The sequence below is a fragment of the Rouxiella sp. Mn2063 genome (assembly GCF_049319665.1).
Classification (GTDB): Bacteria; Pseudomonadota; Gammaproteobacteria; order Enterobacterales; family Enterobacteriaceae; genus JBMOUD01.
This window is the reverse complement of record NZ_JBMOUD010000010.1, coordinates 59,140-74,868: the sequence shown is the minus strand read 5'-3', so window position 1 is coordinate 74,868 and position 15,729 is coordinate 59,140. Positions and strand designations below refer to the sequence as shown.

Below are 15,729 nucleotides of genomic sequence, written 5' to 3'. Positions count from 1 at the left end.
CTGTTATGGCGAAAAAAAATCGTGATTTCTCTCTAAAGCGGGGGCCTAAAAAGCTCTTGTTGATTGCCCTATTCGCTGTTTGTGGACCCCGATACGCATTGGCGAAAAACGACTTTTATGTTGACCCACATTCCGCCTCGGCAATGTGGCTACAAAGCCATGCCGACGATCCACGCGCTGCTCAGATTGCCGCGGCGATTGCTAACCAACCGATGGCCCGCTGGTTTGGCAACTGGAACCATGATGTTCACGATAACGTGCAAAACTTTGTTATGGGCGCGGCTGCCATGCATAAAACGCCCATTCTGGTTTCTTATAATATTCCCAATCGTGACTGCGGCGGTGAGTCTGCTGGGGGCGCAGACGACAGCAAGGCTTATCGCCGTTGGGTAGCCGTCTTTGCACAGGGCATCGGCAAAAATCCCGCTATTGTGGTCGTCGAGCCAGATTCGCTTGGTCAATTGGATTGTTTGAAAAGCGCGGCGCAGAGAAACTCGCGGTTGGCACTATTGAAAAATGCCGTAGCGCAATTGCAGCAAAGTGCCCCGGCGGCAGACGTCTATCTTGATGCCGGCAATGCGCACTGGATTGCTGCCGATGAAATCGCCAGACGTCTAAATGCCGCTGGTATTGCACAAGCGAAGGGATTTTCATTGAACGTGTCTAATTTTTATAACACCGAGCGGTCTATTATTTACGCCAACGCAGTAAACAGCGAATTGGAAAAGCAGTTTGGTTATACCAAGTCAGTCATCATCGATACCAGCAGGAACGGCAACGGCTCACAGGGCCAGTGGTGTAATCCTGCTCGCAGCAAGCTTGGCAGCCACACCGGTTATCAGTCTAAGAATATCTTGCTAGCGTGGATCAAAGCACCCGGCAATTCAGACGGTGCCTGCGGGATTGCGCCAACCGTAAAGGCGGGCGTATTTAGCCCAGAATTAGCGCAGCGACTGATTGAAGGAAAGTGATATCAACATCAAGGCAAATCGTGTACTGCGCCAACTCCGGGAGTAGAAAGACTTTATCATGGCGAGTGGCATACCGCTCTAGAATAAAGACTTATTTAATAGTCTATAACGCCCCTAACTGCTTCATTAATTTAAGGTTATCTTCAATATGCCAATTGGCAACAATCTTACCATTTTGGATTTGATAAATATCGGTAGCAATGAAGTCCACAGTTTGTCCCTGGCCTTGAATCTTGCCAAAAGTGCCGGTGAAATGCCCTCGAAAATGTAAATGTGATACCACACGATTGCCAGCCACTATCATCTGCTCAACCTCAGCGGAGAGGTCTGGTACGGCAGTGCGAAAAACTCGAGAGGCAAGCAATGGACCTTCCGGGCCTTGTTTGCGCCCTTCTGGCGGTGTTTTATCAATAAAATTATCAGCCAGCGCTTCACGAGCTAGTGCTTCATTGCCGGTATTCCAGAATGTGTCATAACGAATCGCCGCTTTGGTCAAAGCGCTAACTTGCTTTGATGTCAGGTGGCTATCTGCAATTAATACCTTGGGTACAATCAGTTCGTTCGACGCGGCATTTGCCGAAAAAGAGGCTACGGTTGCTGCTACTGTGATCGTCGTTAAAATATTGGTTATACGTCGTGCGTTGCGTGAAGATTGCATAATACGATTTCCTAAAAGGTTTTAAATAAAACGTGAGCTACGTATAGGAACCAGATAAATAAAGAGGTTCAGTACAGTATTTCTCGTATTGCCCAATAGGATATTTGCTTCAGCTTTATTTTAGAATTGAGTAAAACCAAAAGGGTGACTTCGTTAAAGCCGAATAATATTGCTAACCTCAGGATGACCCTCTAATAACCAGCGTCCATGGCAGGAGAAGTTGGCTTTCGTGGTTGTCATGTGTTTGCCCACTAATTTGCTCAATCAACAGTCGAGCACAGTGTGTTCCCATTTCGAACATAGGTTGTTGGATTGTCGTTAATGCAGGTAATGTGACTTCCGAATAAGGCACGCCGTCGAAACCAACAATAGCCAACTCATCAGGTACTGTTTTACCGGCTTTCACTGCCGCATTAAGCGCGCCGCAGGCGAGAATATCGGATATGGCAAAAATAGCATCGCAGCCCTCCTCGCCAGACATTAACGCTTCATATGCGGTGGTCGCATGCTCGAAGCTCTTTACGCTCTGGGCATAAACCACTCTTTCAAATGACAGGCCCGCCGCCGCAAGACTATCGCGGTAGGCCCTTTCTCGCTCATCAGCATGCATATAACCATCTTGCACACTCATCATGCCGATGCGCGTGCGCCCAGAGTCGATAAGATAATCGACCGCTTGACGTGCGGCAGCATAATTATCGATAGAAACGAAAGGGGCAACTCCCGGTTTATATTCACCACACTGCACCCAAGGACGCTTGCCGATCAGCGCCTGAAGCGCATCGGTGCGGATTGTCGCATCCATGGTAATAACGCCGTCAACAACGCCGCCTTGAAGGAGCTTAAGATAGGTCTCTTCACGATGAGGATTTGATTGAGAATTACATAGCAAGATGTGATAGCCGCGTTTCTCGGCCTCACATTCAATGCCACAGATGACCAGCGCACAAAAAGGATTAGCGATGTTCGATGCCAGCACTAATAACATGCCGCTTTGTGAATTTCGCAGCTTTTGTCCCAGTTGATTGGGATAGAAGCCGAGCTGTTCCACTACGCTCATCACCTTTTCCCGCGTCTCTGGCTTCACGGCTCCCGTGCCATTGATAACGCGAGAGACCGTCGCCGTTGAAACCCCTGCAGCCTTGGCTACCTGGCGTATGTTTATCCTGCTCATGTGTCCTTCTTGTGCGCGATAAAGGTCTTTAACTGGCAGCAGGATAACATGCAATCGGCAATCACGACGATGACCTAATGCTGACCTCAACATAGAATCGCGTCGCTAAAAACGAAAAATGTGAGTCGGAAAACCTTCCGGCTTATCGCACTTAGCCGAAAGGTTTGCCTGGTTAGTGTAAACTTTGCGCCGCGGCGCCTTGTACCTGTTCTCTTGACGGTACGGCAAAAGTAATGAGCAGTACGGCGAAAATAAAAATCGCTGTCGTCGTAAAGAAAATACCCTGAGCGCCGTTGGCGTCAAAAACAACGCCGCCAGAAGCAGCACCTATTGAGATAGCCAGTTGGACTGCCGCTACAATAAGCCCTCCAGCACTTTCAGCTTCATCAGGGACGGTGCGCGTTACCCAGGTTGACCAGGCAACAGGGACACCGGCAAAGGCCAGCCCCCAAACAGCCACCAGCACCGCATCAATCAATGGGTAACGGCTAAACATCGCCAACACGATACCCAGAACTGCCATAAGTGCAGGCATCGCAATCAACATCAGGCGCAGGCGTTTCTCGACCAACCGGCCTGATAACGGTGTGCCGATAAAATTAGCCACGCCATAGCCTAAGAGGATCGCCGCCAGCACATTCACGCCAACGCCAGCCGATTGTTCTAGCGCACCGCGAATATAGGTGAAGAACATAAAATGCCCGCTAAAGACCAAGATGGTCGCTAACATCGCCAGACCGACGGTAGGCCGACGAAGCACTTCGATAATAGTACGCAGCCCCGCAGAACCCTTGGCTGGTAAAGATGGCAAAGTTAGCATCTGCGCCAGGAAGGTCAGGCCGCCAAGGACGCTGGCGGCGTAAAAGACGCTGCGCCAGCCAAAGAGATTGCCAAAGTAAGTCCCAAGCGGTGCGGCCGCGATTGTCGCCAGAGACAACCCGCTAAAAATAATAGATAACGCGCGAGGCACCATCGCTTCGGGTACCAATCGCATGGCGGTTGCCACCGCCATGGTCCAAAATCCGCCGATAGCAATACCAAGTAAAATACGCCCTATCAGCACCGCGGTTAATCCGGTCGCGGAAGCAACAAGCAGATTAGATATGATCAAAAGCAGGGTAAAAGAGAGCAAAACATATTTACGATCGGTGCCCTTGATGAGTGCTGAAATCAGCAGGCTGGTCACCAGTGCCACAGCGGCAGTGGCGGTAACGGCTTGCCCTGCCTGCCCTTCAGAAAGATGCAAACCAAGGGCCATCGGCGTCAATAGGCTGGCGGGAAGAAACTCCGCAGTCACCAGACTAAAGACGCCCATTCCCATGGCAAATACGGCTCCCCAAGCGGGATGTTCTGCCGGCTTGGTATCAATTGATGTAGATTGTGGGTTCATAGGTTTCACAATATGTCCGGTATCTTCAGCAAGTGGCATCACAGCGGAACAGAATTCCGACTACCTAAGAATGCTCACCCTTCACTGTCAGCGCATATTATGAAAATGTAACGCGTTACACAACGATAAAAAAAGCATAAACGCATCATTTTGTGCCCTCGTTATCCACATCGCTCGCAAGGAGATTTACTTAGTAGTCGAAAGCCAACATTCCGGATCGCCAAACATGGGTAGTACGAATTAGCGCTTTGTCTCGCAGGAGATTAATCAGCGTTGATATCACCCTATCGTGACGGTTTTCGGCACGGGTCATAATATAGAGATGACGTCGCAGTGGCTGAGGTAATTCCAAAATACGCATATTGTCGGGGACTGGAAGTATCGATAACCAAGGCATAATAGAAAAACCAATCCCCTGATTGACCAGCCCCACAATGCCGCTATCGCTGGCCAATTTATGTATTACCTCATTACGCAGCCCCATTTCTCGACAGCGCTCAATCACCATCGTCAGTGTATTTACGCTGGGTTGAATCAGCGGCAAAGCCTCCAACTGACGCCAGCTAAAAGGCTGTTGTAAGCGAAATGTTCGCGGGAGTAATAGTACGTAGGGATCGCTGACGTAAGGAACCACGTGCATATCCGGCAAATGTCCATTAATCGTCACACCAATATCGGCTCGTCCTGAAGAGACCGCCTCGTCAATATGGTGATATTCGGTCGCACTATCATCAATATCCAAATGAATATCCGGCCATGACAAAGCCAGCGCCTCCAAACAGGGAGGAAGAATATACGCGGTAGCGCTACGGAAACAGGCAACTCGAATACGCCCGGCGATCTGTGGCGTTTCTGCGGCAACTTGTTCGATTCCCGCCACCAGCCGCATCACTTTTTGCGCATCTTGCAAGATGCGCATACAGGCAGGCGTCGGCACACAGCCGGTACGAGAACGGTGTAATAAACGGATGTTCAGATGTTGTTCCAGTTCAACGATAGCATGACTGATACGCGACTGAGTGCAGCCTAAAGCGGCGGCGGCGGCGCTGAAACCGTTGTTTTCTACTACCGCAATCAGCATTTCCAGCTGGTTGAGCTTAATCTTGGACATTTTATCAGTCAGTTATTAAAGAGTTGTCGAATGACAAATCGAATTCTTTCATAGATACAGCAAACATATCACGATTTTCGGTTGCCGGATATCAGCAGGATTTTCATCATATGTTGGCTGAGCAGACGGAGACTTCTTCTCTCTTTTGATATACCAAACCAATAAGACCTTAGGTTTAACACATTATTTTTGAAGGAATTATGAGCATGCCGGGCATCATTAACTATGGGACCTTTGTCCTGTCATTTATTCTGCTATTAATTATCCCGGGACCGGGCAATCTGGTCCTGATTACCAGTACCAGTAAAGGCGGGGCGCGCAGCGGATTTATCTGCCTGATGGGGATCATCATCGGCGATCAAACCTTACTTTGGCTGGCTATTGCAGGTGTAGCAACTCTTTTAGATTCGTCACCCCATCTGTTTCAGGCCATCAAATGGCTAGGTGCTGCTTATCTGCTATGGATGGGCGCGCAATTGTTGATGAAAGCACGGACGAGCGCCGCCCCACCGCCAACCACGCAAAAAAGAACGCCCTTTTGGCAAGGGTTAGTGATTACCCTGACCAACCCAAAACCGATTCTATTCTATGTGATGTTTCTGCCGCTGTTTATCGACCCGGTTCACAGCCAAGGATTGATCACCTTTGCATGTCTGGCAGCAACGGCCGCCGTGCTGACGGTCATCTATTGTACAGTGATGATCACACTGACCGCCTCGGTTGCAGATAGCGTGCGCGCGCGGCCTGGGATGATCTTTCTGCTAGAGAAGACGGCGGGATTATGCCTGGCGATATTTGCGATTAAGTTGGCGTTTTTTAACTGAGGGTTAGGAGCCTCGCGCCAAATAAAGAATTAAATAACGAGTTAAATAAAGAACCAAAAGCCCGCTATATGAGCGGGCCAAGTTTTACTGATCTATTAGTAAGCAGACTGTATATTTACTTCTCTGCCACTCTGTCCAGCCATGCTACATACGCGGCACTGGCATCGGCAGGCACATTCTGGCGATGAGCATTAAATTCATCGTTCATGCCAAATATTTTCCATACCAGCGGAGCCAGACTGGCGGCCGGGCTGTCCTCTTCTTGCGCTTTACGCAGCAGATCCAAGCTTCGCCGCTGATACTCAGCCAATACATCCGACTGATAGTTGCAGGCCTGGCCCAACTCGGAGATATACATCAACTTAGGCACCTCAACGCCTGGCCAATGCAACGCCATATTAAGCGGCCAATCCAGCATGGCCCGCTCGCCCCACAATGCAGACTTAGGCATTTGTTCATTCGCCGCGAGTGTAAGCATCAATGCTTGTCCCAAGGCGGTTAAATAAATCGGCATGGCCTCAACAGAAGGACGCAAGTAAAAAGCATCTATCGGCTGCTCCCGTTGCTGACCAATATGCGTGAGCAGGCGTTGTTCAAGGTCGAGAACTAACGCCCCTAACCCGGCTTCGCTTGACTCACCATGTTCAACCGCATGCCTGGTACGACGAGCGCAGTCCCATAAGCTTAGCGATACTCGCCATTGCAGCTGCTCCCCCTGCCCCGAACTGCCGATTTCGCCGGTAACAAAATACGTCATCGTCGGCGGGACGATATCGAACAGTGGCTGTCCATCGCTCTCAGACGCGGATAACACCGGGCCAATGCCTTCTGCGACGATAATATAAACACTGGCCGCATAGTGGCTCCAATAATGACTGGCTTCCGCAAAGTAAAGGGGCAAAGCGCGAGCCAAACGGCCAACATCGTCTTCACGTTGCGATTCGGCCTGTTCTGTGCCGTCGGTCATTTTTGAAAATGCGAAGAACCCGACTTGTTGTGCATCCTTAGGCTTATGCGCAAAAAGCCAATCGGCTTTGCATAGCCCGTAATGCCAGATAGGTTGAGTCAAGGACAAGGTGCTGAACTTCACATTAGCAGGATCGATTGGCGTCGCCTGTGCGGCTTGCCTGTTCATCTGTTGGAAAGCTTGCGCGAACTGATCGAGATGTTGTTTGATTGGCGGGAAGTTCAGTGCATACAGGCGACTTAATAGCTTTTCGCCTTCTTCAGCATTACCCAGCGCCTGATAAGCACGCAACAAGTTAAGGCCAGCCATCGGCTCATGTTTGTGCTCATCGTAGATTGGTGCAATGAGCTCGACGAGCAGCGGGATCTGCTCATTGTTACCCAGATCGCCGGAAATCATCATTAATGCATTTTGGTCGTACAACCCTTCAGTCAACACTTCGACATATAAAGTACGAGCAGCTTCAATGTCTTTATGTTCCAGATAATGACGTGCCAACCATAACTGCGCTAGCCAACTGCCGGGCAACGCCGCTGCCTTTTGCAGTGCAGCCAGATAACTCGCTTCTCCCCCGCGTTCCTGCTGGATAATTGCCCACCACTGCAAGCCATTATCTTGATTCGGGTCAGCCTGTATCGATTGCCAAAGTATTTCATCGGCACGCGTTTCCTCACCACGCGCGGAGAATACCTTAGCCAGATTAGTCAGCAGATTTCCCGTCTCACCAGCCTTAGCTATACCGATCCGCAAGGTGTTTTCCGCTGCGTCGAGCTGACCATTTTGCATCAGCACAATGCCTTGAATAACGTGGCTACGCTCGGGAATATGGTCAATCTCAACCAAACGTTCAGCCGCGGGTATCAGGTCAGCAACAAAACCATCATTCAAGCCGGATATAATCGTATCGTAGAGCTCACCCGCATCGTTCCACTTTTCCTGCAAAGCAGGCAGAAAGATGCTGTCACGCCAATCACTGCGGGCGATACGCATCTCTTGACCATGCGCATCATAAGCGACAATCAGCTCTTCATTGCTTGGCAAAGTTTCTAATGTCTTCGTTGCACCAGAAACGGCGGAGGTATTGGTATCATTTTTTTTGCCACTCAGGGCAGACAGGAGACGTTTAAACATAGGTAGAGTTATCGCCCTTTATTAGAGGCAATCGCCTCTGCTGGATATATTTTTGGTATAGATATCTTAGCGCAAATAAAACCGAGCGGGATTTATCAGTGCTACGGCTATTATGCTCATCAAAATAACCCGCGATTATCTTCGTGCCCTTGCGCTAATTATCACGGCAGCAATAATCAGCCCGCCTCCCGCCAGAGTATGTATATTCGGCAGCGTGCCAAACCACAATGCGGCAAAAAGAATAGCCCACACCGGTTCCAGAGAAATAATGATCGCGGCTCTTCCCGCATCCACTTTTTTTAATGCAAAAGTCAGCAGGCTATAAGCCAGACCGGTACATAGCACACCGATAAGTAACACGTGCCAAAAGCTTTCGCTGGCAGCACGGCTAAAAGCCGGATAGCCCCAAGGTAAAGTAACCAGCGCGCAGGCAATACATTGAATGCAGGAAGACTGCAGCGGCAGGGCCGCCGTTTTAACATGGCTATTGTAAAGCACGATCACCGCATAGGATAAACCAGCGGCCAGCGCCCAGGCGAGCGCGATACCCTCTGCGGGTGATGAGAGTACGCCGGGAGAGATAACCGCTAGCCCGAACGCAACTAACAGCATCGCTATCACATTACGTCCTGTCACCGGCGTGCCAAACAGCGCCCGACCGAACAAAGCCACGAATACCGGAAAACAGGCAAATCCCAGTGTTCCTACCGCGACGCCGCCTTGTTCAACACCAATAAAAAAGCACATCCAGTGCACGGCCAATAGTATGCCGTTGCATATTAAGTGCAAGCCATCACGCCACGAAAGTGTGGCCCACTGAGCGCGGCGCAAAATAAAAAGCACCATTGATAATGTGATAGATGCCCATAGCGCCCGCCCGGCGACAATATCCACGGCCGGCAGCGACAGGCCTTTAGCTAGCACGGCTGATAACCCAAATAACATGGTGCACAAATGCACGCCAACTGAAGCTTGAAACCCAATAGTACGCATATTTTCCCCCTGCCAAAATTCTAGCGTTGAGGCATGCTTTATAAAAACGCATAATTACGCACGATATCATTCGATTATCGAATAGGTGGCAACATGGCTAAAAAGGATCTAGAAATTCAGTGGCTGCGGACGTTTATCTCCGTCGTCCATAGCGGCTCAATGACTGCGTCATCACGCCATCTGAGCCGCTCTCAGTCGGCTATTAGTATGCATATCAAAAATATTGAAGAGGTGCTGGGAACCACGGTATTTAACCGTGAGACTAAGAGTATTCAGTTAACCCCGGCGGGTCATGAACTGATGAAATATGCCGATAGCATTCTGAAAATACACGCGCAGGCGATTCATCATGTTTCAGGCAATGAGCAACGCGGAAAAATCAGCTTAGGTATCCCGGATGACTATGCCTCTTATTACCTGCCGTCTATTCTGCGCTCATTTACCCAACGCTATCCCCAAGTTGAAATATCACTGTTATGCGAACCCTCTTCACAGCTGCTCCCTAAAATTGACAGCGGAGAACTTGATGTCGCCATTATCACCCGGGATAGCCCGAGCAGAGGGATATTCTTAACCAGCGAACCTCTGGTCTGGGCGGGAACGATGGCGGCAATACGGTTAGAGCATGCCCCTTTGCCGGTCGCAATGTATGAATTTGGTAGTGAAGCCAGGAAAAAAATTACCCACATTCTGGATGCTTTACCGGGTGGCTATCGGGTGATGTATAACAGCCCTTATATCGCCGGTCAGATAGCCGTTGCCGAAAGTGGCTTGGCGGTCTCGGTACTGACACGATGTTGCGCCCCCGCCCATCTGATTATGTCGCCACATAACGCATTACCCGACTTGCCCGTGCTGGATATCGCCGTCGTCAGCAGTGAACGACAGAAAGAGAATATCATCGCCACGTTATTGATTGAGGAAATTATCACGACCTTTAAAACGTTGAAGTGACATCCCGTCATACTTGGCATGACCTTCCTGTTGGCTACAAGCACCTACCCGAATCACTTATCTAAGTCAGCGCATCAGGATGCATTTTCTTGCCGTCTTGACACAACGCCGATTATTGAGGTGTATAAATTCAGTGTGCCACTACATTATTTGGATTGCGCATATTGGCCTGGATCGCACACTGGGTTATAGCCTTAAGTACTCAACTGATTTTCGCTCAACCCATCTTGGGGCTATTGGTCGTGAGGTGAAAAATTTATCGTCGGGTAGACCGCATGATGTGGGCTAATCTTCGAGAAATGACCATCTTTACTCGTTAACGGGCTGCCACTGTTGCGCGGCGTGCATCACGCGCAGAATGCGAACAATAAAAGGGTTTTCTATATACACAAGGATATAATTTTCTCGGACGACCATTTCCCGCGTGCCCTTAATGCGTCCCTGCCGATAATGCTTCGGATGCTCTGCTAGCTTCGCCACTTTGGACTCAATATCGTCTTTAAGATGTTGCGCAGCATCGGGATTGTCATCCGAAATATAATCGACAATCGCTAGTAAATCAGCGCGAGCTAGTTGCGACCATTCAAGTTCTGGCACGACGCTTCCTGTTGATCAAGTCTTGCGCCTCATCCATCACCTGCTGATGTGTCACTGATAGGCGCGGGTCAGCCAGAGCCTCATGCACCTTATCGCGAAACCATTGATCATAAGCTTCCGGGTCAATAGTCAGTCCCATTGGCAATCCTCCCTCCTTGGTCACTCGGGTTAGAAAGATCCGCACTGCATCCGATAAAGACAAGCCGACATTAGCGAGCGTTTCGGCAGCATCAGCCTTCAGTTTTTCGTCTATACGAATGTGTAGCATGGATGTTTGAGCAGCCATCGTGATGTCTCCTTTTGTGGACTTTTACTCATACTGTATCTCAATAGAGATACAGTCAAGCCCCTCCACATCTGATAGCTCTGACATATTATGAGAAACGCTATGACAACAATACTTTCACGACTCAAAAGTGGAAGGCGCCTCGTACAATATTGCTCACTGGTATCTTATTTCTGATGACTTTCGTTTGCTCTGGCTTAGAAATAGAAAGTATTCAAATTCCATTGATTACGGGGCCGGTAAATTTTTACGACTTCCTCAATCTGCTGAACTGCCAGACGCGAATGAACGGCGGAAACTACACCCTCGCTAACAGTGAGGATCTGCTGATTGTCGTGCGAGGTACCAGTTATCGTCAAAAACACCGGTAAAAATTTGAGGCTTTCAGAATTCGTTATCAATCGTAGAAAAGAGAAAGCCCCCTGTTTTATCAGAGGGCTTGCGGGTTTTGCTATCGACTCAAATCGTTAACAAGTGGCCGTATACTATTCCCACTCGATTATTGATAGGGAAAGAAAACCATTATTTTAAAATAACTTAAACCCCACCTGCCATTTAATACCATAAAAAATACCATTTTGAGAATGTGTATATAGTCGCAAAATGGCCTTCGTAATGGGACAAGTTGCAGCTTGTTATCGGCCCGTTTCGCCGAAGGCGAAATCTCGCATAGTAGGTCAAAGAGCAGGATCAAGTGGGGGATAGTCTTTTGATAGAACGTCTTTACTTGATAACTATGCCCCCCAAAATAAGTTGCCTTACTGTCGCCCCTGCCAGACGTTTACTCCTTCACTGCGGGTCAGCGGCAAGTTCCAACGCTTCCATAAAGTCTAACAACTTAGTGTCGTCAGTAGCCGCCCTCATCTGCTGAACTTGGCCACGAAGTTTACTCATTGCGGCAGAAAATCGTGGGTTGGCGCTTTCCGCAAGAGTTCTTCCCGAGGACTTTTTCAGTAGCTCAACGCAAAGATGTCGTCCTTGAGGAGTCAAGCCAACGTAAATGCTGACCGATGCGCCATTCGTCTCCAAGTGAAGATATCTGACATGGGAGTCATAATCATGGAAACGGGCATGAAAAAAACTGTTACAGCTCTTTTCATTAATGTACACCCTACGATTTGTTGGCCAGTTTGACCAGTTGGCTTTACTTTTTACGTGATTACAGTCGAAGCATGCCACGGCAAGATTACGGTAAGTAAACGTGTAATGCCCGTAAATGTTTTGGGGTAGGATGTGCTCAATAGGCCGCGCATAGGCTATCCCAGCAAGCAGACGTCGACAGTAACAGCAGCGTTCAGCCTGCAGAGCAACAAGGTGGTCACGAAGTGCTGATATGACATCAACACCCGACCGTTTTTTTTTGCTCGCAACCGTAAATGTAGCATTACGAATGGCAGACCAGGACCCAGCTCTGTTTGACGCAATTTTTCTCCATGCACGATAGAAAGCTCGAGCCTCGATTGAGGTCAGTACGTTCATCCCGAAATCTATCTCAGCCGTTACTAGTTGGTTCATGATCTGGCCTCCTCAGGCTGATCGGAGCTAGTCAATTCCCCTATCGCTAACGTAGCTCTCCGGATGAGTTCAAGGTGCAGCGCTGGTACATCTGAGCCAAGTGCCGGGACAGCTCTAACAACTGTCTCCTCCATTTGCCGTAATTCATCCAAGACCATCGGCAACATTTCAGTTCGCTCCGTGTTGGCAAACTCGATTGCCCGCGAAACCAACTCAGCACAGCGTTCGTGAACTTCTCGGTTGTTGCCTGTGTAGGTATCGAACCCTTGAAAAAGGACTCGCTCGACACTGTTCGCAGCTTGCTCATCAATTGCTTCTAGCACACCGCCATCTGCCATAAATCGGAATGTATCGCTTCCATGCGAGGTCGAAATTAGAATCGGTGAGTGCGTAGCAATGACCATCTGGCAATTGAAGTCCCGACTGATGGTCTGAAAGACCGATGGCAGTGCTCGCTGCCATGCGACGTGCAAACTCGTCTCAGGTTCGTCGACCAAGAAGATAACGCCGGGCCTCGCGTATTCAACAAGCCTTGCCGTCAGAAGCAGTAGCTGCTGTTCACCTGTACTAAGGTGATCAAAGGGGACAATCGTGTTTTCATGGGTCTTGCGAAAACCGAGTTTCCACCCATTCATGTTGACTGGGGTATCATCTCTACCTAGTTCTCGCAATGATTCAAGGATATCAGAAGTGGCGGCTTCCGGCAGAAGGTAATGCTGGCCCGAGAAGGACAGTTGCTCCAAGACCCTATTCACCACTACAACTTTAGCGCGATCCGCGTGGATAGAAACCATCAGTTCAGCTAACTTACGCCCAAGCCTATGTGGCTGTGTAGATCTCTCACTCGTACGCGAACCTAAGTAGACGTAGTCAGAATTTGCACCCATTTTGGTATCAAATCTGTCGCTGGTTGCAGAAGCAATAGTACGCACGGGCCGCCCTGAAGTAACATAAGCTCTGGCTAGCTGACGCAAGAGCATGCTTTTTCCCGCACCATTGTTTCCGATAACGTATATGCAGCATGCTTGTTCTCGTTCTTCCAACAGATTATAAACAGGAGAACCATCTAGCAGATCGCTTGTGACCATGGACTGGCGTTCGGTAATCCAATGACCAGGATTTAGTGCAATATGCTTATCGTCCAGAATTTTTTCTGGCATCACGTAACGAAAAAATCCTGGTATCTCACCTGAATCTGACCTGAACATCTTCCTAGCGCGATTTGATAGCCCCTCTCCCAAAAAGTAGTCATGGTTTTGTCGGGATTTTCCATCATTCATCATTTTTCGCATAAACGGAATGCTTAGAAATCGTGCTAAACGGTCGAGGGGTTCATCTCTTAGCCCATCTACAGCACGACCGTCCATCAGCAAAACTGGTTCGTCTAAGCTTGATTGCCCGGTTGCCATAATTAACATGGAAAGCCGTGCAGAACCAGAAACCCGAGCAGGTAGCTCCAATACACCTATCACATGCCTACCCCGTAATAGATTATGTCGAATTTCGGTACGCCAACCTCTGCCTCGTAAATCAGCAGAGGGAAGGACTACGATCGTCACACGCTGAGCATAATTACTGCCAAGAAACCATTGAGCAAAATCAAGACCATCTGAATTAGAGGGTAGGAAATTTTCATATGGATTTCTTCTTTTGCGATTGCGAGTTGGCCAGGCAATTTTAAAAGTTGTGCCAACATAGTCCCAAGCATAGTCAGCCCCCTTTTCTGGAACGAAATGATATCTAACCTCATAGGCACGAAGGCGAAGACAGACCTCGAAGAGATGGGGCCTGAGAACATCAGGCAATGCGTATTCTCTAACTGCCCTAAAATCGCTCAGTTTAATCCCGAGTTCACCAGTTGTCATAGTGTTCAAGTCAACGACTACGTGGCCTTGGATTGGCCAGTCGTGTGTAAAATGAGAGACGAAGTTTTCAACCTTCTGGGCCCAATTATTAGAGTGACGGAGAACACTCAAGCTTTTGACAAGATAATCCAATCGCTTCAGAGAAACCTCGCGACTGCCGCTACTGTATACAATAAAGTGAAATAGTTCATCCAGCCCGTGTTGAGGCAAACGCCTCCATTCTAGCGTTGTTCCATCGTCATCGCTAAGTTCCAACCACTCAATAGCACGAAGCCTGGCGGTTATCAAACCATCAGTAGTCTTTGTATCGTCCAGTGACCAGGGAAGCGGTAAAAAATTTTCGTTCAATTCAGTGAATAACAAGAATACAGCTAACTTGAGCACCGTTGCTGGCGCTTGATTTGATATATTACGCCCCATTGTCAAAATATGCTTTTCAAAACGAGCTGCGTCGATGTCGCGTTCGTCTATATTTTCCATATTGTAGTACAAACCCCTGTTATCTAAAATTATTGAAATTTATGTCTCTGGAGGCTACAACCATTCGTTTTACATAATCCTGCGGATAACATGACCCCGATTTAAGTTACAACTTCTGCTACTCATAGGTATTTTCTAAGCTAGCATCTTGCTGTAACTGGCTGCAACCGAAATAAAGAGTCATTGAGGTATTATCATCAATTGGCAAACCCGCAGACAACATTATATACTGGTATCCTAAACGGTTGCTAACGCTACTATATGCAGCTTTACCAGATAACACGCCGACCTAGCCTTATGGAATATAAAAAACATTACAATGCATTGGCGAGGCTGACAAAATTCTAAATTACGATGGCGGACTAATATCTTTAAAGCACCAGTTTGAATTAAGGTGATGGCATAACCATGAGTGGGAATCCTGGTAAAACACATATAAGCCCAAGCCTAAAATCTCTGGATTTAGCCCTCTATCATGTAGATCAGGCTTTTCATTATGGTATTAAACCACTTTCGCCCGGTGAAGCCTTTTAAATAACAAATAAAATCCCATTAACAATGAAAATGCATTATTAAATGCATCACTATATTTAATCAAAGCAGAACATTGATAAAAACCTCACTCCCACTCGATTATAAGCCAATCAATTGATTTTATATCAAACAGAATATTGATGAGTAAATAAATTAAATAACCATGAAAAGTGCCATGCACAAAAAAATATTCAAGAATGTCGGATTAGCCTCTAGTTTCTGGCCTCTAGCTGCCCCTATCTCTAAGATCCGCCAATGATTGTGAGTTCAACGTGTATG

The 15,729-nt window shown here is 48.2% G+C and carries 14 protein-coding genes and 1 pseudogene; 5 read left to right on the top strand and 10 right to left on the bottom strand.

Going from position 1 to position 15,729, the window contains the following annotated elements; all coding sequences use genetic code 11:
- Positions 1-98 precede the first annotated feature (98 nt).
- Positions 99-971: a glycoside hydrolase family 6 protein gene (locus ACL9RG_RS15335; protein WP_422793488.1), complete on the top strand. Its 873-nt coding sequence runs from the start codon at positions 99-101 to the stop codon at positions 969-971.
- Between the two features lie 103 nt (positions 972-1,074).
- Here ACL9RG_RS15335 and ACL9RG_RS15330 read toward each other — a convergent pair whose 3' ends face one another.
- The 4 genes from ACL9RG_RS15330 to ACL9RG_RS15315 all read right to left on the bottom strand — a co-directional run bounded on the left by ACL9RG_RS15330 (position 1,075) and on the right by ACL9RG_RS15315 (position 5,304).
- Entirely contained in the window at positions 1,075-1,629 is a 555-nt protein-coding gene (locus ACL9RG_RS15330; RefSeq protein ID WP_422793487.1) for an ester cyclase, read from the bottom strand.
- A 178-nt stretch (positions 1,630-1,807) separates the two neighbouring features.
- Positions 1,808-2,803 carry a LacI family DNA-binding transcriptional regulator gene (locus ACL9RG_RS15325; protein ID WP_422793486.1) on the bottom strand — a complete coding sequence of 332 codons (996 nt, stop codon included), beginning with the start codon at positions 2,801-2,803 and terminating at the stop codon, positions 1,808-1,810.
- A 172-nt stretch (positions 2,804-2,975) separates the two neighbouring features.
- On the bottom strand, positions 2,976-4,193 hold the full coding sequence (locus ACL9RG_RS15320; protein WP_422793579.1) for an MFS transporter: 1,218 nt from the start codon (positions 4,191-4,193) through the stop codon (positions 2,976-2,978).
- Positions 4,194-4,383: 190 nt separating this feature from the next.
- A complete protein-coding gene (locus ACL9RG_RS15315; RefSeq protein WP_422793485.1) occupies positions 4,384-5,304 on the bottom strand; it encodes a LysR family transcriptional regulator in 921 nt (306 codons plus the stop codon).
- Between the two features lie 206 nt (positions 5,305-5,510).
- On the opposite strand from ACL9RG_RS15315, the gene ACL9RG_RS15310 reads away from it, so the two are divergent.
- Positions 5,511-6,128, top strand: a complete 618-nt coding sequence (locus tag ACL9RG_RS15310; protein WP_422793484.1) for a LysE family transporter — start codon at positions 5,511-5,513, stop codon at positions 6,126-6,128.
- Positions 6,129-6,243: 115 nt separating this feature from the next.
- Here ACL9RG_RS15310 and ACL9RG_RS15305 read toward each other — a convergent pair whose 3' ends face one another.
- Both ACL9RG_RS15305 and ACL9RG_RS15300 read right to left on the bottom strand, forming a co-directional pair.
- A complete protein-coding gene (locus ACL9RG_RS15305) occupies positions 6,244-8,226 on the bottom strand; it encodes a tetratricopeptide repeat protein (RefSeq protein WP_422793483.1) in 1,983 nt (660 codons plus the stop codon).
- Between the two features lie 135 nt (positions 8,227-8,361).
- The gene (locus tag ACL9RG_RS15300; RefSeq protein WP_422793482.1) at positions 8,362-9,219 is read right to left on the bottom strand and encodes a DMT family transporter; all 858 of its coding nucleotides are present in this window, start codon (positions 9,217-9,219) and stop codon (positions 8,362-8,364) included.
- Positions 9,220-9,312: 93 nt separating this feature from the next.
- Here ACL9RG_RS15300 and ACL9RG_RS15295 point away from each other — a divergent pair, with 93 nt between their 5' ends.
- Complete coding sequence (locus ACL9RG_RS15295) at positions 9,313-10,173, top strand: LysR family transcriptional regulator (RefSeq protein WP_422793481.1); 861 nt, start codon at positions 9,313-9,315, stop codon at positions 10,171-10,173.
- A gap of 79 nt (positions 10,174-10,252) precedes the next feature.
- The gene (locus ACL9RG_RS15290) at positions 10,253-10,462 is read left to right on the top strand and encodes a DUF4260 family protein (RefSeq protein WP_422793480.1); all 210 of its coding nucleotides are present in this window, start codon (positions 10,253-10,255) and stop codon (positions 10,460-10,462) included.
- A gap of 20 nt (positions 10,463-10,482) precedes the next feature.
- Here ACL9RG_RS15290 and ACL9RG_RS15285 read toward each other — a convergent pair whose 3' ends face one another.
- Together ACL9RG_RS15285 and ACL9RG_RS15280 are read right to left on the bottom strand one after the other, a co-directional pair.
- Positions 10,483-10,770 (bottom strand): type II toxin-antitoxin system RelE/ParE family toxin, encoded by a 288-nt coding sequence (locus tag ACL9RG_RS15285; RefSeq protein ID WP_422793479.1) that lies wholly within the window; start codon positions 10,768-10,770, stop codon positions 10,483-10,485.
- The gene (locus ACL9RG_RS15280; protein ID WP_422793478.1) at positions 10,757-11,056 is read right to left on the bottom strand and encodes a type II toxin-antitoxin system RelB/DinJ family antitoxin; all 300 of its coding nucleotides are present in this window, start codon (positions 11,054-11,056) and stop codon (positions 10,757-10,759) included. The genes ACL9RG_RS15285 and ACL9RG_RS15280 overlap by 14 nt, the downstream gene beginning before the upstream one ends.
- Positions 11,057-11,298: 242 nt before the next feature.
- Here ACL9RG_RS15280 and ACL9RG_RS15275 point away from each other — a divergent pair.
- Positions 11,299-11,421: pseudogene (locus ACL9RG_RS15275) on the top strand (DNA methyltransferase); the annotation flags it as partial.
- A 424-nt stretch (positions 11,422-11,845) separates the two neighbouring features.
- On the opposite strand, the gene ACL9RG_RS15270 reads toward ACL9RG_RS15275, so the two are convergent.
- A complete protein-coding gene (locus ACL9RG_RS15270; protein ID WP_422793477.1) occupies positions 11,846-12,571 on the bottom strand; it encodes a hypothetical protein in 726 nt (241 codons plus the stop codon).
- A complete protein-coding gene (locus ACL9RG_RS15265) occupies positions 12,568-14,916 on the bottom strand; it encodes an AAA family ATPase (protein WP_422793476.1) in 2,349 nt (782 codons plus the stop codon). The genes ACL9RG_RS15270 and ACL9RG_RS15265 overlap by 4 nt, the downstream gene beginning before the upstream one ends.
- Between the last annotated feature and the right edge of the window lie 813 nt (positions 14,917-15,729).